This is a genomic window from Pseudomonas putida, from assembly GCF_001941965.1.
Taxonomy (GTDB): Bacteria; Pseudomonadota; Gammaproteobacteria; order Pseudomonadales; family Pseudomonadaceae; genus Aquipseudomonas; species Aquipseudomonas putida_L.
In genome coordinates this window covers 158,861-179,356 of sequence record NZ_MKZO01000058.1, presented here as the reverse complement: position 1 = coordinate 179,356, position 20,496 = coordinate 158,861, and the positions used below count along the sequence as shown (strand labels likewise).

Below are 20,496 nucleotides of genomic sequence, written 5' to 3'. Positions count from 1 at the left end.
TCACATCCCTCGAAGCATTTCCGTACAGCACAGACGACACAGCCGGACCCGCCTTTCGGCAAGGTCCGGCTGCATGACCGGATCGGGCTGCGGCGGCGTTGTCAGCCGCCCAACAGGCTTACAGCTTGATCCAGGTAGCTTTCAGCTCGGTGTACTTGTCCAGCGCGTGCAGCGACTTGTCGCGGCCGTTGCCCGACTGCTTGAAGCCACCGAACGGTGCGGTCATGTCGCCGCCGTCGTACTGGTTGACCCAGACGCTGCCGGCACGCAGGGCCTTGGCGGTCTGGTGGGCCTTGGTGATGTTCGAAGTCCACACGCCAGCGGCCAGGCCGTACGGGGTGTCGTTGGCGATGGCGATGGCTTCCTCGACGGTGTCGAAGGTGATCACCGACAGCACCGGGCCGAAGATCTCTTCCTTGGCGATGCGCATGGCGTTGGACACGCCGTCGAAGATGGTCGGCTCGACGTAGGTGCCGCCGGTCTCTTCGAGGATGCGCTTGCCGCCGACCAGCAGCTTGGCGCCGTCAGTGTGGGCGGACTCGATGTAGCCCAGCACGGTGTTCAGTTGCTGGGTGTCGACCAGGGCGCCGACAGTGGTCGCCGGGTCCAGCGGGTTGCCCGGTTTCCAGGCTTTCAGGGCTTCCAGAACCATTGGCAGGAACTGGTCCTTGATCGAACGCTCCACCAGCAGGCGCGAGCCGGCGGTGCAGACTTCGCCCTGGTTGAAGGCGATGGCGCTGGCAGCGGCTTCGGCGGCGGCCTTGAGGTCAGGGGCGTCGGCGAAGACGATGTTCGGGCTCTTACCGCCAGCTTCCAGCCAGACGCGCTTCATGTTCGATTCGCCGGCGTAGACCATCAGTTGCTTGGCGATCTTGGTCGAACCGGTGAACACCAAGGTATCGACGTCCATGTGCAGGGCCAGGGCCTTGCCCACGGTGTGGCCATAGCCAGGAAGGACATTGAGCACACCGGCCGGGATGCCGGCATCCACAGCCAGTTGGGCGATGCGAATGGCAGTCAGCGGGGATTTTTCCGACGGCTTCAGGATTACGGAGTTACCGGTGGCCAGCGCCGGGCCGAGTTTCCAGCAGGCCATCAGCAGCGGGAAGTTCCACGGCACGATCGCGCCGACAACGCCTACGGGTTCGCGGGTAACCAGGCCAAGCTGGTCATGCGGGGTGGCGGCGACTTCGTCGTACACCTTGTCGATGGCTTCGCCGTTCCAGGCCAGGGCGTTGGCCGCGCCCGGGATGTCGATGGTCGAGGAGTCGCCGATCGGCTTGCCCATGTCCAGGGTTTCCAGGAGCGCCAGCTCTTCGACGTTCTGCTTGAGCAGGCCGGCGAAGCGGATCAGGGTGGCCTTGCGCTTGGCCGGGGCCATGCGCGACCAGACACCGGACTCGAAGGTGGCGCGGGCGTTTTCCACGGCGCGCTGGGCGTCGGCCTCGTCACAGCTGGCGATATGCGCCAGCAGGCGACCGTCGACCGGGCTGATGCATTCGAAGGTCTGGCCGGAAACGGCCGCGGTGTATTCGCCATTGATGAAGGCGCGGCCTTCGATCTTCAGTTGCTGGGCACGCTGTTCCCAATCCGCACGCGTCAGGGTGGTCATAGCAAACTCCTCTTGTTGATGTGCAGCGTCGCGCGAGAGGTGGTCGACACTGTCAGGAAATTCCGCCGGAGCTGTCATCGCTCTACAGCATCCGACACCCTAAACTACTGGGGCCCGGATTATCAATATATTTGACATTAAGCTGCCAAAAGCCTAGCCATGTTCATTTTATTTAACAATCAGGTGAAGCCGCGCCATGAATATCCAGCAGATCGTTGATTTTGCTCAGGTCCTGACCGAAGCCGAACGCTACCGTCCCGCCGCCGAAAAGATCCTCAAGGGCGACCCCGAGCAGGCGGTGTACAACCACTATTCCAGCCCGTGCGGGCAGTTTGCGGCGGGGGTATGGGAAGGCGCGCTCGGGCAATGGACGGTCAACTACACCGAGCATGAATACTGCGAGATCGTTCAGGGCGTTTCGGTGCTGCGCGACGAACAGGGCCAGGCCAAGACTCTGCGCGCCGGTGACCGCTTCGTGATCCCGGCCGGGTTCAAGGGCACCTGGGAGGTGCTGGAGCCGTGCCGCAAGATCTACGTGATGTTCGAACAAAAATAGATATGTAGCGCATGGCGGGGCGGGTGCTTCGGGATCATGGCGTGGTCCATCCGGACAACCACTAACAAGGAAGACAAACCATGAACAATGAAGAAGCCAAAGCTGCCCTGGCCAAACTGATCGGCTGCGAATACACCGAAGCCACCAAGGCCGAGATCACCAAGCTGACCGGCCGCGCTCGCGTCGTCGGTCCGACCGATGCCTCCACCATGGAAATCGACGAATCGCGTATCCATGTCCTGGCAGGCGGCAATGGCGTGATCACCGGCTTCCGCTTCGGCTGATTCCTCCTCGCCCAAAAACCCGGGGCCAGTGGCTCCGGGTTTTTTTATGCAGGGAAAAACACAGGCGCCGCAACGCAAGCCCACGCTATTCGATAGATATGTAATGCACGAGGTGAGGCGCCGTCGGGGACCATGGCGTCGTCCATCCGGACAACCTCAAACAAGGAAGAAAGATCATGAGCATCGCATTTTCAATGAGCAACGAAGAAGCCAAAGCCGCAGTCAGCAAGCTGATCGGTACCAAATATTCCGAAGCTGCCCGTGCCGAGATCGCCAAGCTGACAGGCCGCGCTTGTGTCGTTGGCCCGGACGAAGCACACAGCATGGTGATCGACGAAACGCGCATCCATGTGGAAGTTGATGACAATGGCGTGATCACCGGCGTCCGCTTCGGCTGATCCTCGCCCCGCAACGAAAAACGCCCGGAGCCCTATGGCACCGGGCGTTTTTGTTTGGATTCGCGCAGGCATAAAAAAAGCCCGTATCCAGGGATACGGGCCTTTCTCGAAAACCAGACCAATTACTTGATCTTGGCTTCCTTGTACATCACGTGCTTACGGACGACCGGATCGTATTTCTTGATCTCGATCTTGTCCGGAGTGGTGCGCTTGTTCTTGTCGGTGGTGTAGAAGTGGCCAGTACCGGCGCTCGACACCAAACGGATCAGTTCACGCATGACGTTCTCCCTTAGACCTTGATGCCGTTACGGCGAATGTCGACCAGAACGGCGTCGATGCCGCGCTTGTCGATGATACGCATGCCCTTGGCGGAAACGCGCAGACGCACGAAACGCTTCTCGGACTCGACCCAGAAGCGATGATGCTGCAGGTTCGGCAGGAAACGACGACGGGTTTTGTTGTTTGCGTGGGAAATGTTGTTCCCGGTTACTGGACCCTTACCAGTAACTTGACAGACTCTCGACATGCCTCAGCCCTCTAAAACCACATGCCCAACCCGGCATGGGTTGGCCGCTTAATCTCTCAGTTTCTGGCGCCAGGCGCCGTGATTCATCGGGGTCTTACCGGCTACACCCGAGGATGCTACACACCGGGCCCCTAGAAAAGAGCGCTGCTTTATACCAGAAAGACCAGAGCACAACAACACAAGATGTGATCCCGGTCATTCAGCGCCAGCCCCGTACGGCGCGGTAAACGGGCTGTGTGGCGATTTACCGCTCGTCGCGCAATTCGTTTAAAAAGGTGTTGGCCATTTGTAATCCGGGGCACTAGGGTAGGACTTTTCCAGACTGCACTGGCAGATGGGTCGTCGTTCAGCCTAGGAGTTCCCATGCGTCCCGCCGTTCTATCCCTGTTGTTCACCGCCCTGCTCGGCCCTGCCGTGGCCCAGGCCGCCGCCCTCGCCGTGTGCACCGAAGCCAGCCCCGAAGGCTTCGACGTGGTCCAGTACAACTCGCTGACCACCACCAACGCCTCGGCCGACGTGCTGATGAACCGCCTGGTGGAGTTCGACGCGACGGCCGGCAAGGTGGTCCCGAGCCTGGCCCAGAGCTGGACGGTGTCCGACGACGGCCTGACCTGGGAATTCAAGTTGCGCCCCGAGGTGAAGTTCCACACCACCCCGTACTTCAAGCCAAGCCGCACGCTGAACGCCGACGACGTGCTGTTCAGCTTCCAGCGCATGCTCTACCCGGCGCACTCCTGGCACAAGATCGCCCAGAGCGGCTTCCCGCACGCGCAGTCGTTGCAACTGCCCGAGCTGATCAAGCAGATCGACGCCCCGGATCCGCTGACGGTGCGCTTCACCCTCAGCCATCCGGATGCCACCTTCCTCGCCACCCTGAGCATGGGCTTCGCCTCGATCTACCCGGCGGAATACGCCGACCAGTTGCTCAAGGCCGGCACCCCGGAGAAGCTCAACAGCCAGCCGATCGGCACCGGCCCGTTCGTCTTCAACCGCTTCCAGAAGGACGCGGTGGTGCGGTACCGGGCCAACCCGGACTACTTCGACGGCAAGCCGGCGGTCGATCCGCTAATCTTCGCCATCACCCCGGACGCCAACGTGCGCCTGCAGAAATTGCGGCGCAACGAGTGCCAGATCGCCCTGTCGCCAAAGCCGCTGGATATCGCCGCAGCGAGCGAGGACGCCAACCTGAAGGTGGAAAAGACCGAGGCCTTCATGACCGCCTTCGTCGCCATCAACAGCCAGCATCCGCCGCTGGATAAACCGGAAGTACGCCAGGCGATCAACCTTGCCTTCGACAAGGACAGCTACCTCAAGGCCGTCTTCGAAGGGACTGCGGTGCCCGCCAACGGCCCGTTCCCGCCCAATACCTGGAGCTACGACAAATCGCTGCCGGGCTACCCGACCAATCAGGACAAGGCCCGCGACCTGCTGAAGAAGGCCGGCCTCGCCGATGGTTTCAGCACCACGATCTGGACCCGCCCGTCCGGCAGCCTGCTCAACCCCAACCCGAGCCTCGGCGCGCAGCTGTTGCAGGCGGACCTGGTCAAGGTCGGGATCAAGGCGGAGATCCGCGTGATCGAATGGGGCGAACTGATCCGCCGGGCCAAGGCGGGCGAGCATGACTTGCTGTTCATGGGCTGGGCCGGCGACAACGGCGACCCGGACAACTTCCTCAGCCCGCAGTTTTCCTGTGCCGCGGTCACATCCGGGACCAACTTCGCGCGCTACTGCGACCCGCGCCTGGACCAGCTGATCAGCGCCGGCAAGACCACCACCGACCAGAGCGTGCGCAGCCGCCTGTACCAGCAGGCGCAGGGGCAGATCCAGCAGCAGGCGCTGTGGTTACCGCTGGCCCATCCGACGGCGGCGGTGCTGCTGCGCAAGGATGTGGAGGGGTATCAGGTGAATCCGTTCGGGCGCCAGGACTTTGCCGGGGTGAAGGTCGAGAAGTAGCGGGGGATTTCCTGTGCCTGGTTGGGCCCTATCGCTGGCAAGCCAGCTCCCACAGTGACCGCGTGCGCCGCAAAACCTGTGGGAGCTGGCTTGCCAGCGATGAGGCCCTCAGCAACACCTCAGGCCGGATTGCTGAAGAAACACCCCTGCTCCAGCATCGACAGCGGCTCCCCATCGCCAATGATGAAGTGATCGAGCACCCGCACCTCGATGCACTCCAGCGCATCCACCAGCCGATGGGTCAGGCGAATGTCGGCCTTGCTCGGCTCGGGATTCCCGGACGGATGGTTGTGACACAGGATCAACGCCGCGGCGTTGTGCGCCAGCGATCGCTTGACCACCTGGCGCGGATACACCGTGGCGCTGTCGATGGAGCCACGAAAGAGAATCTCGAACGCCAGCGGCCGGTGCTTGGTATCGAGAAACAGGCAGCCGAACACTTCATTGCGCTCATGCCGCATCTGCGCCTTCAGGTAGGTGCGCACCGCCTCTGGCCGCTCCAGCGCCGGGCCCCGCTGCAAGCTCTCACCCAGGTGCCGCCGGGCCATCTCCATCACCGCCTGCAACTGGGCGAACTTCGCCGGCCCCAGGCCCTGCCCTTGCGCGAAACTGCGCTGATCCGCCTCCAGCAGCCCGCGCAACCCGCCAAAGCGCTGCAGCAGGTCCCTGGCCAGGTCCACCGCACTTTTGCCGCGCACACCAATGCGTAGGAAGATCGCCAGCAATTCGGCGTCCGACAGGTTCGCCGCGCCCCGCTCCAACAGCTTCTCCCGCGGGCGTTCCGCCGCGGGCCAGTCCCTGATACTCATCGCAAATCCCTCTGTCCGTCCGTTACTGCGCCCGGCGCTCTTGCAGGCGGCAGCGCTGTGCTACATTAGCCGCCACTTTTTGCACAGCGATCCGGCCTGGGGAGGCGTCAGCGTTGTGCACAACTTTCCATCAGAAAAAGGCAGGCCTATGCAGCGGCTGTATCGGAAACGCATTGTTCTCGGCGTCGGCGGCGGTATTGCTGCCTACAAGAGCGCCGAGCTGGTTCGCCGACTTCTGGAACACGGCGCCCAGGTGCGCGTGGTCATGACCCGTGGCGGAGCCGAATTCATCACTCCGCTGACCATGCAAGCGCTCTCCGGGCACCCCGTGCACATGGACCTATTGGATCCCGCTGCCGAAGCGGCGATGGGCCATATCGAACTGGCCAAGTGGGCCGACCTGGTGCTGATCGCGCCAGCCACCGCCGACCTGATCGCGCGTCTCGCCCAGGGCGTGGCTGACGATCTGCTGACCACCCTGGTGCTCGCCACCGACGCCACCGTGGCGGTCGCCCCGGCGATGAACCAGGCCATGTGGCGCGATCCGGCCACCCAGGCCAACCTGAACACCCTGCAGCAACGCCAGATCCAGGTCTTCGGCCCGGCCTCGGGCAGCCAGGCCTGCGGCGACGTGGGCCTGGGGCGCATGCTCGAAGCCACCGACCTGGCCTGGTGCGCCGCCGAGTGTTTCAAGCGCGAGTCGCTGACCGGCAAGCACGTACTGATCACCGCCGGCCCGACCCAGGAAAACATCGACCCGGTGCGCTACATCACCAACCACAGCTCCGGAAAAATGGGCTTTGCCCTGGCCGAAGCCGCGGTAGAAGCCGGCGCCCGGGTGACCCTGGTCACCGGCCCGGTGCACTTGCCGACCCCGGACCGGGTCACGCGGATCGACGTGGTCAGCGCCCGCGACATGCTCGCGGCCTGCGAAGCGGCGATTCCCTGCGACCTGTTCATCGCTTCGGCGGCAGTCGCGGATTACCGCCCGGAAGTCGTCGCCCCGCAAAAACTCAAGAAAGACCCTACAACCGGCGACGGTCTGCTGCTGCAGATGGTGCGCAACCCGGACATCCTGGCCACCATCGCCACCCGTCCGGACCGTCCGTTCAGCGTCGGCTTCGCCGCCGAGACCGAACACCTGCTCGATTACGCCGCACGCAAGCTCAAGGACAAGAACCTCGACCTGATCGTCGCCAATGACGTGGCCAACCCCAGCATTGGCTTCAACAGCGAGGAAAACGCCTGCAGCGTGATCGACCGCCAGCTCCACGAAACCCTGTTCGCGCAGACCAGCAAGGGCAAGATCGCCCGCCAGCTGATCGCTTTCATTGCCGAACGCCTCAACCAGGTTTGATTCACATGCACGCTCTCCAAGCCAAGATCCTCGATCCACGCATCGGCGCCGAATTCCCGCTGCCGCAATACGCCACCCCGGGCTCGGCCGGCCTCGACCTGCGCGCCATGCTCAAGGAAGACACCGTCCTCGAGCCGGGCCAGACCCTGCTGATCCCCACCGGCCTGTCGATCTACATCGGCGATCCGGGCCTGGCGGCCATGATCCTGCCGCGCTCGGGCCTGGGTCACAAACACGGCATCGTCCTCGGCAACCTGGTCGGCCTGATCGACTCGGACTACCAGGGCGAGCTGATGGTCTCGTGCTGGAACCGTGGCCAGACCGCCTTCAACATCGCAGTCGGCGAGCGCATCGCGCAACTGGTCCTGGTGCCGGTGGTACAGGCGCATTTCGATATCGTCGAGACCTTCGACGAGACCCAACGCGGCGCCGGCGGCTTCGGTCACTCCGGTAGCCATTGATCCGCTGATCGCCCTCGACGTCCTGTCGAGGGCGAACTCTCCGCCGCAAAGGCCGTCCAAGCGTTCCATACGCCCGAAAGCCTTCGAGACTGGAGTCCCGTGATGAACGATATGGCCCAACTGATCCCCGCACTGCCTGACAGCATCTTCCGCGCCTACGATATCCGTGGTGTGGTCGGAAAGACCCTGCATGCCGAGACGGCTTACTGGATCGGCCGCGCCATCGGCGCCCAGAGCCTCGCCCAGGGCGAGCCGAACGTTTCCGTTGGCCGTGACGGCCGCCTGTCCGGCCCGATGCTGGTGGAACAGCTGATCAAGGGCCTGGCCGACGCCGGTTGCCAGGTCAGCGATGTCGGCCTGGTGCCGACCCCGGCCCTGTACTACGCGGCCAACGTGCTGGCCGGCAAGTCCGGCGTCATGCTCACCGGCAGCCACAACCCGTCGGACTACAACGGCTTCAAGATCGTCATCGCCGGCGACACCCTCGCCAACGAGCAGATCCAGGCCCTGCTGACCCGCATCAAGACCGAAGACCTGCCCCGTGGCACCGGCAAGGTGGAGAAGGTCGATATCCTCCCGCGCTACCACCAGCAGATCGTCGGCGACATCAAGCTCGCCCGCCGCCTCAAGGTGGTCGTGGACTGCGGCAACGGCGCCGCCGGGGTCAATGCCCCGCAACTGCTGGCCGCACTGGATTGCGAGGTCATCCCGCTGTTCTGCGAGGTGGACGGCAACTTCCCCAACCACCACCCGGATCCGGGAAAACCGGAAAACCTCGTCGATCTGATCGCGAAAGTGAAGGAAACCGGCGCCGATATCGGCCTGGCCTTCGACGGCGACGGTGACCGTGTCGGCGTGGTGACCAACACCGGCAGCATCGTCTACCCCGACCGCCTGCTGATGCTCTTCGCCCAGGACGTGCTGGCCCGCAACCCGGGCGCCGAAATCATCTTCGACGTCAAATGCACCCGCCGCCTGACCCCGCTGATCACCGAACACGGCGGCCATGCGCGGATGTGGAAGACCGGCCACTCGCTGATCAAGAAGAAGATGAAGGAAACCGGCGCCCTGCTCGCCGGCGAGATGAGCGGGCACATCTTCATCAAGGAGCGCTGGTTCGGCTTCGACGACGGCATCTACAGCGCCGCGCGCCTGCTGGAGATCCTCAGCAAGACCGAAATCGACGCCGAAACCCTGTTCGCCGGCTTCCCCAATGATATTTCCACGCCGGAAATCAACATTGATGTGACCGACGAGGGTAAATTCGCCATCATTGATGCACTGCAACGCGACGCCGACTGGGGCCAAGCCGACCTGACCACCATCGACGGTGTGCGGGTCGATTATCCCCACGGCTGGGGCCTGGTCCGCGCGTCCAACACCACCCCGGTGCTGGTCCTGCGCTTCGAGGCCGACAATGACGCCGAACTGCAGCGAATCAAGGCTATATTCCACGCGCAGCTCAAGCGCGTAGCCCCCGACCTGCAACTACCGTTCTGACCGAACCACTTGTTCCAACTGGAGCCCTGCATGACCCTCGATCGCGATGCCGCTACCCATGTCGCCAAGGTACTGTCCGAAGCGCTGCCTTATATCCGACGCTTTGTCGGCAAGACCCTGGTGATCAAGTACGGCGGCAACGCGATGGAGAGCGAGGAGCTGAAAACCGGCTTTGCCCGCGACGTGGTGCTGATGAAGGCAGTCGGCATCAACCCGGTAGTCGTGCACGGCGGCGGCCCGCAGATCGGTGACCTGCTCAACCGCCTGTCGATCGAAAGCCGTTTCGTCGATGGCATGCGCGTCACCGACGCCGCGACCATGGACGTGGTGGAGATGGTCCTCGGCGGCCAGGTCAACAAGGACATCGTCAACCTGATCAACCGTCATGGCGGCAGCGCCATCGGCCTGACCGGTAAAGACGCCGAGCTGATCCGCGCGAAAAAGCTCACCGTCACCCGCCAGACCCCTGAGATGACCACCCCGGAAATCATCGACATCGGCCACGTCGGCGAAGTCGTGAGCGTCAACACCGACCTGCTGAACATGCTGGTGAAGGGCGACTTCATCCCGGTCATCGCACCTATCGGCGTGGGCCCGAACGGTGAGTCGTACAACATCAACGCCGACCTGGTGGCCGGCAAGGTCGCCGAAGCGCTGAAAGCCGAGAAGCTGATGCTGCTGACCAACATCGCCGGCCTGATGGACAAGCAAGGCACCGTACTGACCGGCCTGAGCACCGAGCAGGTCGACGGCCTGATCGCCGACGGCACCATCTACGGCGGCATGCTGCCGAAGATCCGCTGCGCGCTGGAAGCGGTCCAGGGTGGCGTGCACAGCTCGCACATCATCGACGGTCGCGTACCGAATGCCGTGCTGCTGGAAATCTTCACCGACAGCGGCGTCGGCACCCTGATCACCAACCGCAAGCCGCGTCAGTAAGCTTCAAACAAAGCGGACACGCCTCACCGGTGTGTCCGTTTTTTTGTGCCCGCATTTCAGATTTGTCCTACATCACTTCAGCAAATTGCTCACAGGCCGATACTACTGGCAGAATGCGAGCAAGTCGCAACTCGATGATTTATCCAGGAGAAACAAGCGTGAAATATGCTCCACAAGGACTCGTGCTGGCTGCCGCCATCGTCGTCGGGTCGCTGACAGGCTGTGCAACCGAAACCTCCAGGGCTGTCGCCGTACAGCAAGTCGAAAGCGTCAACCGCCCCTACAGCGGCGTGCGCGCACCGATCGCCGTGGGCAAGTTCGACAACCGCTCCAGCTACATGCGCGGCATCTTCTCCGACGGTGTCGACCGCCTCGGCGGCCAGGCCAAGACCATCCTCATCACCCACCTGCAGGAAACCAACCGCTTCAGCGTGCTGGATCGCGACAACATGAGCGAAATCCAGCGGGAAGCCGGCATCAAGGGCCAGGCCCAACGCCTGAAAGGTGCGGACTACGTAGTGACCGGCGACGTGACCGAGTTCGGTCGCAAGGAAGTCGGCGACCACCAGTTGTTCGGCATCCTCGGCCGCGGCAAGACCCAGATCGCCTACGCCAAGGTGGCGCTGAACATCGTCAACATCAGCACCTCCGAAGTGGTCTACTCCAGCCAGGGCGCGGGTGAATACGCCCTCTCCAACCGCGAAGTCATCGGCTTCGGCGGTACCGCCAGCTACGACTCGACGCTGAACGGCAAGGTCCTCGACCTGGCCATGCGCGAAGCGGTAAACAAGCTGGTCAACGCCGTGGAAAGCGGCGCCTGGAAACCTGTCACCCCTTAAAAGACCTTACGCACAAGGACGATCCGTAATGAGCACGGCAACCCTGAGCTGGCGCGCTGTCGCCGGCATTGCGCTGGGCAGCATCCTGCTGTCCGGCTGTACCGGCCCGAAAACCCTGTACCAGTGGGAGAGCTATCAGCCACAGGTCTATCAGTACTTCAAGGGCGAATCGAAAGAGGCGCAGGCCGAAGCGCTGGAGCGTGACCTGCAGAAGATCAAGGCGAAGAACGGCGCGGTACCGCCGGGCTATCACGCCCAGTTGGGGCTTCTGTATTCAAGCCTGGGCAAGGATGACCAGATGGCCCAGCAGTTCCAGACCGAGAAGGCCCTGTTTCCCGAGTCCGCCGCCTACATGGACTTCCTGCTGAAGAATGCCCGTCAGGGAGTGGCGACCAAATGATCAATCGTTTCCTCAAGCTGGTCGCCGGCGCCTGTGTCCTGGCCCTGTTCGGTGGCTGCGCCAACCAGCAGAAAACCGTCGACTACTCGGAATACAAGCAGGCCAATCCGCGTTCGATCCTGATCCTGCCGCCGCTGAACGAGTCGCCGGACGTCAAGGCGACCTACAGCATGCTGTCGCACGTGACCTACCCGCTGGCCGAAGCCGGTTACTACGTGCTGCCGGTAGCGCTGGTGGACGAGACCTTCAAGCAGAACGGCATGACCACGCCGGCCGATATCCATCAACTGCCGGCCAGCAAGCTGCATGACATCTTCGGTGCGGACGCGGCGCTCTACGTCACCGTCAGCGACTATGGCACCCGCTACATGGTGATCAGCAGCGCGACCGTGGTCACGGCCAAGGCCAGCCTGGTCGACCTGCGCAGCGGCAAAACCCTGTGGACCGGCGCTGCGACGGCGTCCAGCCAGGAAAACCAGAACAACAGCGGTGGCGGCCTGGTCGGCCTGCTGATCACTGCGGCGGTGAACCAGATCATCAGCAGCGTCCAGGACGATGCCGGCTACCCGATCGCCGGGATCACCAGCGCACGCCTGCTGATGCCGTACAAGAACGGCGGGATCCTCTACGGTCCGCGCTCGCCGAACTACGGGAAGGATTGAGCTGCAAGCTTCAAGCGGCAAGCCATAAGAAAAAAGCAGCGTCGATGCGAGCTGCTTTTTCTTGTAGCTTGAGGCTTGTAGCTTGGAACTTCAGATCCCGTACTGCGCGCGGTAGGCTTCCACCGCCGGCAGGTGCTGCTTGAGCTGCGGGTCGTCGGCGAGGAACTCGAGGACCTGGGTCAGGGAGACGATGCTGACCACCGGAATGCCGAAGTCGCGCTCAACTTCCTGGATCGCCGACAGCTCGCCATTGCCGCGCTCTTCGCGGTTCAGCGCGATCAGCACGCCAGCGGCGCGGGCTTCCTGGGCCTGGATGATCTGCATGACTTCGCGGATCGCGGTACCGGCGGTGATCACGTCGTCGATGATCAGCACGTCACCGGCCAGCGGGGCACCCACCAGGCTGCCGCCTTCGCCGTGGTCCTTAGCTTCCTTGCGGTTGAAGCACCATGGCACGTCGAGCTGGTGTTGCTCGGCCAGGGCCACCGCAGTGGCTGCCGCCAGGGGAATGCCCTTGTAGGCCGGGCCGAACAGCACGTCGAACGGAATCTTGCTGTCGACGATCGCCGCAGCGTAGCAACGACCCAGTTGTGCCAGGGCCGAGCCGCTGTTGAACAGGCCAGCATTGAAGAAATACGGGCTGGTGCGGCCCGATTTGAGGGTGAACTCACCGAAGCGCAGAACACCGCGATCGATGGCAAAACGAATGAAGTCGCGCTGATACGGCTGCATGAGAAGTCCCGGATACCACGGATTTAGCTAATTGAGTAGAGCTCGGGTATCATACACGCACGTGATTTTTGGGGCCATTTATGCGGATCATCAGTGTGAACGTGAATGGCATTCAGGCTGCGGTCGAGCGTGGGTTGCTCAGCTGGCTGCAAGCTCAGAATGCCGACGTCATCTGTCTTCAGGATACCCGCGCCTCGGCCTTTGAACTCGACGACCCGGCTTTTCAGCTAGATGGCTACTTCCTTTATGCCTGCGACGCAGAAGTACCCGCCCAAGGCGGCGTGGCGCTTTACTCGCGGTTGCAGCCCAAGGCAGTCATCAGCGGCCTGGGCTTCGAGACAGCCGACCGCTACGGGCGTTACCTGCAGGCCGATTTCGACAAACTCAGTATTGCCACCTTGCTCCTGCCATCCGGGCAGAACGGCGACGAAGACCTGAACCAGAAGTTCAAGTTGATGGACGACTTCGCCAAGTACCTGGACAAGCAGCGTCGCAAGCGCCGTGAATACATCTACTGCGGCTCGCTCTACGTGGCGCAGCAGAAGCTCGACATCAAGAACTGGCGCGACAGCCAGCAGTCTCCGGGCTTCCTCGCACCTGAGCGTGCGTGGATGGACGAGATTGTCGGCAACATGGGCTACGTCGATGCCCTGCGCGAAGTCAGCCGTGAAGGCGACCAGTACAGCTGGTGGCCAGACAACGAGCAGGCCGAGATGCTCAACCTGGGCTATCGCTTCGACTACCAGTTGCTGACCCCGGGCCTGCGCCGCTTCGTACGTAGCGCACGCCTGCCACGCCAGCCGCGCTTCTCGCAGCATGCGCCGCTGATCGTGGACTACGACTGGACGCTGACGATCTGATCGCCAGATGCAAAAAAGCCGACCTCATGGGGTCGGCTTTTTTGTGGGCCTTGACTCGGACCCTGTGGGAGCTGGCTTGCCAGCGATAGCGGTAGTGAATTCACCATAGCTATCGCTGGCAAGCCAGCTCCCACAGGGTTATCCGTTGAGTCAGTCGGCCAGTGCAGCCTTTTGCAGCTCGAACAGATCAGCCATGCCTTTCTGCGCGATCGCCAGCATGGCGTTCAGCTCTTCAGGCTGGAACGGTGCGCCTTCGGCGGTGCCCTGGACTTCGATGAAGCCGCCAGCGCTGGTCATGACCACGTTCAGGTCGGTCTCGGCGGCGGAGTCTTCCAGGTAGTCCAGGTCGAGGACCGCTTCGCCTTTGTACATGCCCACCGATACGGCAGCGATCATGTGCTTGAGCGGATCGCCGCCCTTCAGGCCGCCACGTTTCTTGACCACACGCAGGGCATCGACCAGGGCAACCATGGCGCCGGTGATCGATGCGGTACGGGTACCGCCGTCAGCCTGGATCACGTCGCAGTCGACGTACAGGGTGATGTCGCCGAGCTTGCTCATGTCCAGCGCAGCGCGCAGCGAACGGCCGATCAGGCGCTGGATCTCCAGCGTACGACCGCCCTGCTTGCCACGGCTGGCCTCGCGCTGGTTACGTTCGCCGGTGGAGCGCGGCAGCATGCCGTATTCGGCGGTCAGCCAGCCCTGGCCCTGGCCTTTGAGGAAGCGCGGAACGCCATTCTCGACGCTGACCGTGCAGACGACCTTGGTGTCGCCGAACTCGACCAGTACCGACCCTTCGGCGTGCTTGGTGTAGTTGCGGGTGATGCGGATCGAGCGAAGCTGATCGGCGGCGCGACCACTTGGACGTTTCATAAGGGATACCTGTACTGGGGGTTCGAACTGCCGAGCATTATAGAGCGCCAGGGCCCGGGAGGACACCCAAAGCCCCCGGTCGGTATTCACCCCACCCAATCCCGGCGGTTTGTAACATCAGTGGATGGGACCGGGCAGCGCACTGCGTTACAATCCTGCGCCTTTGCAGCCTGTCGGCTTTCCCCTTCATCTATCTGCGAGGTACTTCCCATGGTGCACAGCATGACCGCCTTCGCTCGTGTCGAACGAGCCGGGACCCAGGGCACCCTCATATGGGAATTGCGCTCGGTCAACCATCGCTACCTCGAACCCCACCTGCGCCTGCCGGAAGCCTTCCGCGACCTCGAAGGCGCAGTGCGCGAGGCCCTGCGGCAGGGCATTTCCCGCGGCAAGGTGGAATGCACCCTGCGCTTCACCGAGGAAAACGCCAGCAAGTCCCTGCAGGTGGACCAGGAGCGCGCCCGCCAATTGGTGGAAGCCGCCGAAACCGTCGCCGGCCTGATCAAGAACCCCGCGCCACTGAACCCGCTGGCCGTGCTGTCCTGGCCTGGCGTGCTGGTGGCTGACGCCGCCGACCCGCAAGCGCTGAACCAGGAAGCCCTGGGCCTGTTCGAAGACGCCCTGGCCGAATTGAAGAACGGCCGCAACCGCGAAGGCGCCGAGCTGGCCCGGCTGATCAACGAGCGTCTCGACAGCATGAGCCAGGAAGTTGCCACCCTGCGTACCCAGGTCCCGCAGATGCTCGCCGCACAGCGGCAGAAGATCCTCGACCGCTTCACCGACATGAAGGCCGAGCTGGATCCGCAGCGCCTGGAGCAGGAAATGGTCCTGCTGGCGCAGAAAAGCGATGTCGCCGAAGAACTCGACCGCCTCGCCACCCACGTCACCGAGGTGCGCCGCGTGCTCAAGTCCGGCGGTGCGGCCGGCCGGCGCCTGGACTTCCTGATGCAGGAACTCAACCGCGAAGCCAATACCCTCGGCTCCAAAGCCTTCGACCCACGCAGCACGCAATCGGCAGTGAACCTCAAGGTCCTGATCGAGCAGATGCGTGAACAAGTACAGAACATCGAGTAAGGCCACCCCCATCATGAAACACAGCAGCGGCACCCTGTTCATCATTTCCGCCCCGTCCGGCGCCGGCAAGACCAGCCTGGTCAAGGCCCTGACCGATGAGCTGAACCACATCCGCGTGTCGGTCTCGCACACCACCCGCGCCATGCGCCCGGGCGAGCACGACGGGGTGAACTACCACTTCGTCGACCGCGCCGAGTTCGATCGCCTGAATGCCCAGGGCGACTTCCTCGAGCAGGCCGAAGTCTTCGGCAACTGCTACGGCACCTCGCGCAGCGCCCTGCAGCAGACCCTGGACCAGGGCCATGACCTGATCCTGGAAATCGACTGGCAAGGTGCCCAGCAGGTGCGCAAGCTGATGCCGGAAACCCGCTCGATCTTCATCCTGCCGCCGAGCCAGCAGGCCCTGCGCCAGCGCCTGACCAACCGTGGCCAGGACAGTGACGAGATCATCGAAGGACGGATGCGCGAAGCGGTCAGCGAGATGGAGCACTACGACGAGTACGAGTACGTCATCATCAACGACGACTTCGCCACCGCCCTGGAAGACCTGAAAGCGGTGTTCCGCGCCAACCGCCTGCAACGGGACGGTCAGCAGCAGCGCCACGGCGAGCTGCTCAAGCAACTGCTGGCTTGAGCCCTCGCCTGCCCCGGCCGCTTAACGGCGGCTGGGGACGGTCGCGTGACGCCGCAGCGTCATGCCCAGGAAGAACGCCGGCGCGCGCAGACGCGACAGCAGCATCAGGACGATGCCCAGCAGCAGGATGATCATCGCGATCACGAACACCAGCCCCAACCCGCCCACATGCGAGCCGCTGCCGAATTCCGGCGAGGCGCTGTCGATGGCCGTCTGCACGAAGATCACCGAGAGAATCGCCCCGCCCAGCAGCGGGCACAGGCCGCGCATGAAGAAGTGGCGCAGGCTGTCGAACAGGCTGTGGCGGAAGTACCAGACGCAGGCGAAGGCGGTCAGCGAGTAGTAGAAGCAGATCATCATGCCCAGGGCGGTGATGGTGTCGGCCAGCACGTTTTCGCTGAGGGTACGCATGGTCACGTAGAACACCCCGGCGGCGACGCCGGCGCAGATAGTGGCGTAGCGCGGGGTCTGCGAACGCGGGCAGATGCGCGCGAAGCGCTCCGGCACCGCGCCGTAGTAACCCATGGCGAGCAAGGTGCGCGCCGGGGAGACGAAGGTCGACTGCAACGAAGCGGCGGTACTTGCCAGCACGGCGATGGACATCAGGATCGCCATCGGCCCCATCACCGGCCCGGCCAGGTGGGCGAAGACGTTTTCCTGGATGCGCGGGTTGTTCAGGCCCAGGCCTTCCTCGCTGATCCCGGCGAATTGCAGGGTGGCGATGGCGGTGACCAGGTACAGGCCGAGGATCAGCAGCACGGTCAGGGTCGCGGCGCGGCCGGGGACTTCATCGCTGCCCACCGACTCCTCGCTCATGGTCAGGCACACGTCCCAGCCCCAGAAGATGAAGATCGACAGCGACAGGCCGGCAGCGAAGGCCGAGAACGATTCGACGCCGAAGGGGTTGAACCAGCTGATATCGAAGTCCATCGGCGGGGTTTCGCTCGACCCGCCGAACGCGGCCATGGCAAAGCCCACCAGCACCACCAGTTGCAAGGCCACCAGGCCGTACTGCACGGCCATGGTCGTGCCGATCCCGCGACAGCAGATCCACACCGCCATGGCGATGAATACGCAGCAGGTCACCACGTTGACCAGCAGGTTGTCGCTGAGCGCAGCCACCTCGTGGCTGCCAGTGAGTTGCCCGAGGAACAGGTAGAAGAAGTCCACCGCCACCCCGGCGAGGTTGGACAGCACGATGGTGGTCGCCGTGACCAGGCCCCAGCCGCCGATCCAGCCGATCATCGGGCCGAAGGCCCGCGCCGACCAGGTGAAGGACGTGCCGCTGTCCGGCTCCGCCGCGTTCAACTCGCGGTAGCCCAGGGCGACCAGGAGCATCGGCAGGAAGCCGACGATGAACACCGCCGGCAGGTGCTGGCCGACTTCCCGCACCGTCGGCCCGAGGGCGCCGGTCAGGGTGTAGACCGGGGCGATGGTGGAAATGCCCAGCACGATGCTGGCGAGCAGGCCGAGGCGGCCCTTGGCCAACCCCTTGGAGGCCTTGCGAGCCTGTCCCGCCGTGCCCGCGGACAGGCTTGCTTCGAATTCGCTCATGAGTAGATGTCGCCGTTTTTGGAATTGTTTTTCAGGGCATCCAGGGATGCCCGCTACAAGTTGGCCTCACGGTAGCGCTGGCCACCGGCATAAGCCTCACAGGCTGCACGGAACGCCTGGAACAGACGCAACGAAACCGGATTCTCGGCATAACGCCATTCCGGATGCCATTGCACCCCGAGCACGAAGCCGGGTGCGTCCTCCATGGAAACCGCTTCGATCAACCCGTCCGGCGCCAGTGCTTCGACGCGCAGGCCATCGGCAAGGCGATCGATGCCCTGACTGTGCAGCGAGTTGACCATGAAGCTGTGCGGCAGACCCAGTCGCTGGAATTGCCCATCGGGCTCGACCGTGACCGGGTGACGCGGGCTGTATTGCACCTCCAGCGGGGCGTCCTGCAGCTCGCGGTGGTCCAGGTAGCCGGGCAGCTCCTGGACCCGCTGGTGCAGGCTGCCGCCCAGGGCCACGTTGAGCTCCTGGAAACCCCGGCAAACGCAGAACACCGGCACACCGGCGGCGATGGCCGCGCGCAGCAGCGGCAGGGTCAGGCGGTCACGGTAAACGTCGTGCCGGGTGCCTTCCGCGCTGGGGGCGCCATTGTAATGATGCGGTTCGACATTAGAAGGCGAACCGGTGAAAAGAATGCCGTCGAGGCGCTCCAGCAGGCGCTGCGGGTCCAGCGCGTCGTTGAGCGCCGGCAGGATCAGCGGCACGCCGGCAAAGGCGGCGGCCTCGACGTACTTGTCGCCCACGGTGTGGGAGGCAGTGTGACCGAGCATCTGGCGGCATGAGGTGACGCCGATCAAAGGGTTTTTCATCGATTCAGCCTCTCTTGAGCAACACATGACTCACCAAGCCGACGCGAACCCCTGTGGGAGCTGGCTTGCCAGCGATTGCGATGGTGAATTCACTAAAGCCATCGCTGGCAAGCCAGCTCCCACAGGGTCCGCGCCGCGCCAGAGATCTCTTAGAGCTTGATCCAGGTCGCCTTCAGTTCGGTGTACTTGTCGAACGCATGCAGCGACTTGTCGCGGCCATTGCCCGATTGCTTGAAGCCACCGAACGGCGCGGTCATGTCGCCGCCGTCGTACTGGTTGATCCACACGCTCCCGGCACGCAGGGCCCGGGCGCTACGGTGGGCGCGGGAGATATCCGCCGTCCACACCGCCGCCGCCAGGCCGAACGGCGAGTCGTTGGCGATGGCGATGGCTTCCTCGGCCGTGTCGAAGGTGATCACCGACAGCACCGGCCCGAAGATTTCCTCACGGGCAATGCGCATGGCGTTGGTCACGCCATCGAAGATCGCCGGCTGTACATACACGCCACAGGTCTCCTCCAGCACACGCTCGCCACCGGTGACCAGGGTCGCGCCATCGGCCTTGCCGGCCTCGACGTAGCCGAGCACGGTGTCCAGCTGGGTGCCGTCCACCAGGGCGCCGACACGGGTCTCGGGATCCAGCGCATGCCCGGGTTTCCAGGCCTTGAGCGCTTCCACCACCAGCGGCAGGAAACGCTCCTTGATCGAACGCTCCACCAGCAGGCGCGAGCCGGCGATGCACACCTCGCCCTGGTTGAAGGCAATGGCCGCCGCAGCGGCTTCAGCCGCGGCATTCAGGTCAGGCGCATCGGCAAAGACGATGTTCGGGCTCTTGCCCCCCGCCTCCAGCCACACGCGCTTCATGTTCGATTCGCCGGCATAGACCATCAACTGCTTGGCGATCCGGGTCGAACCGGTGAACACCAGGGTATCCACGTCCATATGCAGGGCCAGGGCCTTGCCGACGGTGTGGCCGTAGCCAGGCAGCACGTTGAACACCCCCGCCGGAATACCGGCTTGCAGCGCCAGCTGGGCGACACGGAGGGCGGTCAGCGGTGATTTTTCCGACGGTTTGAGGATGATCGAGTTGCCGGTCGCCAGGGCCGGGCCGAGCTTCCAGCAGGCCATCATCAGCGGGAAGTTCCACGGCACGATGGCCGCGACCACGCCAATCGGCTCGCGGGTGACCAAGCCAAGCTGGTCGTGCGGGGTCGGCGCGACTTCGTCGTAGACCTTGTCGATGGCCTCGGCCGACCAGCGAATCGAGTTCGCCGCCGCCGGGATATCGATGCTGAGGGAATCGGCAATCGGCTTGCCCATGTCCAGGGTTTCCAGCAGCGCCAGTTCCTGGGCATTGGCCAGCAGCAGATCGGCGAAGGCGATCAGCACGCGCTTGCGCTGGGCCGGGGCCTGATGGGCCCAGACGCCGCTGTCGAAGCTGCGACGGGCCGCCGCCACGGCCAGTTCGGCGTCGGCGGCATCGCAGCTGGCAACGGCGGCCAGGACACGGCCATCCACCGGGCTGACACACTCGAAGCGGTCACCGGAGACGCTATCGCGGTAGGCGCCGTCGACGAAGGCACGGCCCTCGACGCGCAGGCTCTGATAAAGGGATTCCCACTGTTCGCGAGACGGGATTGTCATTGTTGTTCTCCG

The 20,496-nt window shown here is 63.6% G+C and carries 23 protein-coding genes; 14 read left to right on the top strand and 9 right to left on the bottom strand.

Going from position 1 to position 20,496, the window contains the following annotated elements:
- Positions 1 to 118: 118 nt before the first annotated feature.
- Complete coding sequence (locus PSEMO_RS26535) at positions 119 to 1,612, bottom strand: aldehyde dehydrogenase (protein ID WP_075805867.1); 1,494 nt, start codon at positions 1,610 to 1,612, stop codon at positions 119 to 121.
- A gap of 196 nt (positions 1,613 to 1,808) precedes the next feature.
- On the opposite strand from PSEMO_RS26535, the gene PSEMO_RS26530 reads away from it, so the two are divergent.
- The 3 genes from PSEMO_RS26530 to PSEMO_RS26520 all read left to right on the top strand — a co-directional run bounded on the left by PSEMO_RS26530 (position 1,809) and on the right by PSEMO_RS26520 (position 2,850).
- Positions 1,809 to 2,168, top strand: a complete 360-nt coding sequence (locus tag PSEMO_RS26530; protein WP_075805866.1) for a cupin domain-containing protein — start codon at positions 1,809 to 1,811, stop codon at positions 2,166 to 2,168.
- 80 nt (positions 2,169 to 2,248) lie between these two features.
- Positions 2,249 to 2,452: an I78 family peptidase inhibitor gene (locus PSEMO_RS26525; protein ID WP_075805865.1), complete on the top strand. Its 204-nt coding sequence runs from the start codon at positions 2,249 to 2,251 to the stop codon at positions 2,450 to 2,452.
- Positions 2,453 to 2,628: 176 nt separating this feature from the next.
- Positions 2,629 to 2,850, top strand: a complete 222-nt coding sequence (locus PSEMO_RS26520) for a hypothetical protein (protein WP_144443622.1) — start codon at positions 2,629 to 2,631, stop codon at positions 2,848 to 2,850.
- A gap of 122 nt (positions 2,851 to 2,972) precedes the next feature.
- Here the strand turns inward: PSEMO_RS26520 and rpmG are convergent, their stop codons facing one another.
- Together rpmG and rpmB are read right to left on the bottom strand one after the other, a co-directional pair.
- Positions 2,973 to 3,128, bottom strand: a complete 156-nt coding sequence (gene rpmG / locus PSEMO_RS26515) for a 50S ribosomal protein L33 (RefSeq protein WP_003242516.1) — start codon at positions 3,126 to 3,128, stop codon at positions 2,973 to 2,975.
- Between the two features lie 11 nt (positions 3,129 to 3,139).
- Positions 3,140 to 3,376: a 50S ribosomal protein L28 gene (gene rpmB / locus PSEMO_RS26510; RefSeq protein ID WP_037058999.1), complete on the bottom strand. Its 237-nt coding sequence runs from the start codon at positions 3,374 to 3,376 to the stop codon at positions 3,140 to 3,142.
- A gap of 363 nt (positions 3,377 to 3,739) precedes the next feature.
- Between rpmB and PSEMO_RS26505 the strand changes: the two genes are divergently transcribed.
- Complete coding sequence (locus PSEMO_RS26505) at positions 3,740 to 5,329, top strand: ABC transporter substrate-binding protein (RefSeq protein WP_075805863.1); 1,590 nt, start codon at positions 3,740 to 3,742, stop codon at positions 5,327 to 5,329.
- 119 nt (positions 5,330 to 5,448) lie between these two features.
- Here PSEMO_RS26505 and radC read toward each other — a convergent pair whose 3' ends face one another.
- On the bottom strand, positions 5,449 to 6,138 hold the full coding sequence (gene radC / locus PSEMO_RS26500; protein ID WP_075805862.1) for a RadC family protein: 690 nt from the start codon (positions 6,136 to 6,138) through the stop codon (positions 5,449 to 5,451).
- Between the two features lie 148 nt (positions 6,139 to 6,286).
- Between radC and coaBC the strand changes: the two genes are divergently transcribed.
- The 7 genes from coaBC to PSEMO_RS26465 all read left to right on the top strand — a co-directional run bounded on the left by coaBC (position 6,287) and on the right by PSEMO_RS26465 (position 12,296).
- On the top strand, positions 6,287 to 7,495 hold the full coding sequence (gene coaBC, locus PSEMO_RS26495) for a bifunctional phosphopantothenoylcysteine decarboxylase/phosphopantothenate--cysteine ligase CoaBC (RefSeq protein ID WP_075805861.1): 1,209 nt from the start codon (positions 6,287 to 6,289) through the stop codon (positions 7,493 to 7,495).
- A 5-nt stretch (positions 7,496 to 7,500) separates the two neighbouring features.
- Positions 7,501 to 7,956 (top strand): dUTP diphosphatase, encoded by a 456-nt coding sequence (gene dut, locus PSEMO_RS26490; RefSeq protein WP_064305046.1) that lies wholly within the window; start codon positions 7,501 to 7,503, stop codon positions 7,954 to 7,956.
- Between the two features lie 102 nt (positions 7,957 to 8,058).
- The gene (locus PSEMO_RS26485; protein WP_075805860.1) at positions 8,059 to 9,456 is read left to right on the top strand and encodes a phosphomannomutase/phosphoglucomutase; all 1,398 of its coding nucleotides are present in this window, start codon (positions 8,059 to 8,061) and stop codon (positions 9,454 to 9,456) included.
- 30 nt (positions 9,457 to 9,486) lie between these two features.
- Positions 9,487 to 10,395: an acetylglutamate kinase gene (gene argB / locus PSEMO_RS26480; RefSeq protein ID WP_075805859.1), complete on the top strand. Its 909-nt coding sequence runs from the start codon at positions 9,487 to 9,489 to the stop codon at positions 10,393 to 10,395.
- Positions 10,396 to 10,553: 158 nt separating this feature from the next.
- Positions 10,554 to 11,234, top strand: coding sequence for a CsgG/HfaB family protein (locus PSEMO_RS26475; RefSeq protein WP_075805858.1), 681 nt, complete (start codon positions 10,554 to 10,556; stop codon positions 11,232 to 11,234).
- Positions 11,235 to 11,262: 28 nt separating this feature from the next.
- Positions 11,263 to 11,634, top strand: a complete 372-nt coding sequence (locus PSEMO_RS26470) for a DUF4810 domain-containing protein (protein WP_075805857.1) — start codon at positions 11,263 to 11,265, stop codon at positions 11,632 to 11,634.
- Entirely contained in the window at positions 11,631 to 12,296 is a 666-nt protein-coding gene (locus tag PSEMO_RS26465; RefSeq protein WP_075805856.1) for a DUF799 domain-containing protein, read from the top strand. Before PSEMO_RS26470 ends, PSEMO_RS26465 begins: the two co-directional genes overlap by 4 nt.
- A 90-nt stretch (positions 12,297 to 12,386) precedes the next feature.
- Here the strand turns inward: PSEMO_RS26465 and pyrE are convergent, their stop codons facing one another.
- Complete coding sequence (gene pyrE / locus PSEMO_RS26460) at positions 12,387 to 13,028, bottom strand: orotate phosphoribosyltransferase (protein ID WP_075805855.1); 642 nt, start codon at positions 13,026 to 13,028, stop codon at positions 12,387 to 12,389.
- An 80-nt stretch (positions 13,029 to 13,108) separates the two neighbouring features.
- Between pyrE and PSEMO_RS26455 the strand changes: the two genes are divergently transcribed.
- Entirely contained in the window at positions 13,109 to 13,888 is a 780-nt protein-coding gene (locus tag PSEMO_RS26455; protein WP_075805854.1) for an exodeoxyribonuclease III, read from the top strand.
- A 150-nt stretch (positions 13,889 to 14,038) separates the two neighbouring features.
- On the opposite strand, the gene rph is transcribed toward PSEMO_RS26455, so the two are convergent.
- Entirely contained in the window at positions 14,039 to 14,761 is a 723-nt protein-coding gene (gene rph, locus PSEMO_RS26450) for a ribonuclease PH (RefSeq protein ID WP_075805853.1), read from the bottom strand.
- A gap of 210 nt (positions 14,762 to 14,971) precedes the next feature.
- Between rph and PSEMO_RS26445 the strand changes: the two genes are divergently transcribed.
- Both PSEMO_RS26445 and gmk read left to right on the top strand, forming a co-directional pair.
- Entirely contained in the window at positions 14,972 to 15,835 is an 864-nt protein-coding gene (locus tag PSEMO_RS26445) for a YicC/YloC family endoribonuclease (RefSeq protein WP_075805852.1), read from the top strand.
- A gap of 13 nt (positions 15,836 to 15,848) precedes the next feature.
- Complete coding sequence (gene gmk, locus PSEMO_RS26440; protein ID WP_075805851.1) at positions 15,849 to 16,469, top strand: guanylate kinase; 621 nt, start codon at positions 15,849 to 15,851, stop codon at positions 16,467 to 16,469.
- A gap of 21 nt (positions 16,470 to 16,490) precedes the next feature.
- On the opposite strand, the gene PSEMO_RS26435 is transcribed toward gmk, so the two are convergent.
- The 3 genes from PSEMO_RS26435 to PSEMO_RS26425 form a co-directional block, all read right to left on the bottom strand.
- A complete protein-coding gene (locus PSEMO_RS26435) occupies positions 16,491 to 18,023 on the bottom strand; it encodes an APC family permease (protein WP_075805850.1) in 1,533 nt (510 codons plus the stop codon).
- A 53-nt stretch (positions 18,024 to 18,076) separates the two neighbouring features.
- Complete coding sequence (locus PSEMO_RS26430) at positions 18,077 to 18,841, bottom strand: gamma-glutamyl-gamma-aminobutyrate hydrolase family protein (protein WP_075805849.1); 765 nt, start codon at positions 18,839 to 18,841, stop codon at positions 18,077 to 18,079.
- 149 nt (positions 18,842 to 18,990) lie between these two features.
- Entirely contained in the window at positions 18,991 to 20,484 is a 1,494-nt protein-coding gene (locus PSEMO_RS26425) for an aldehyde dehydrogenase (protein WP_075805848.1), read from the bottom strand.
- Positions 20,485 to 20,496: the final 12 nt, after the last annotated feature.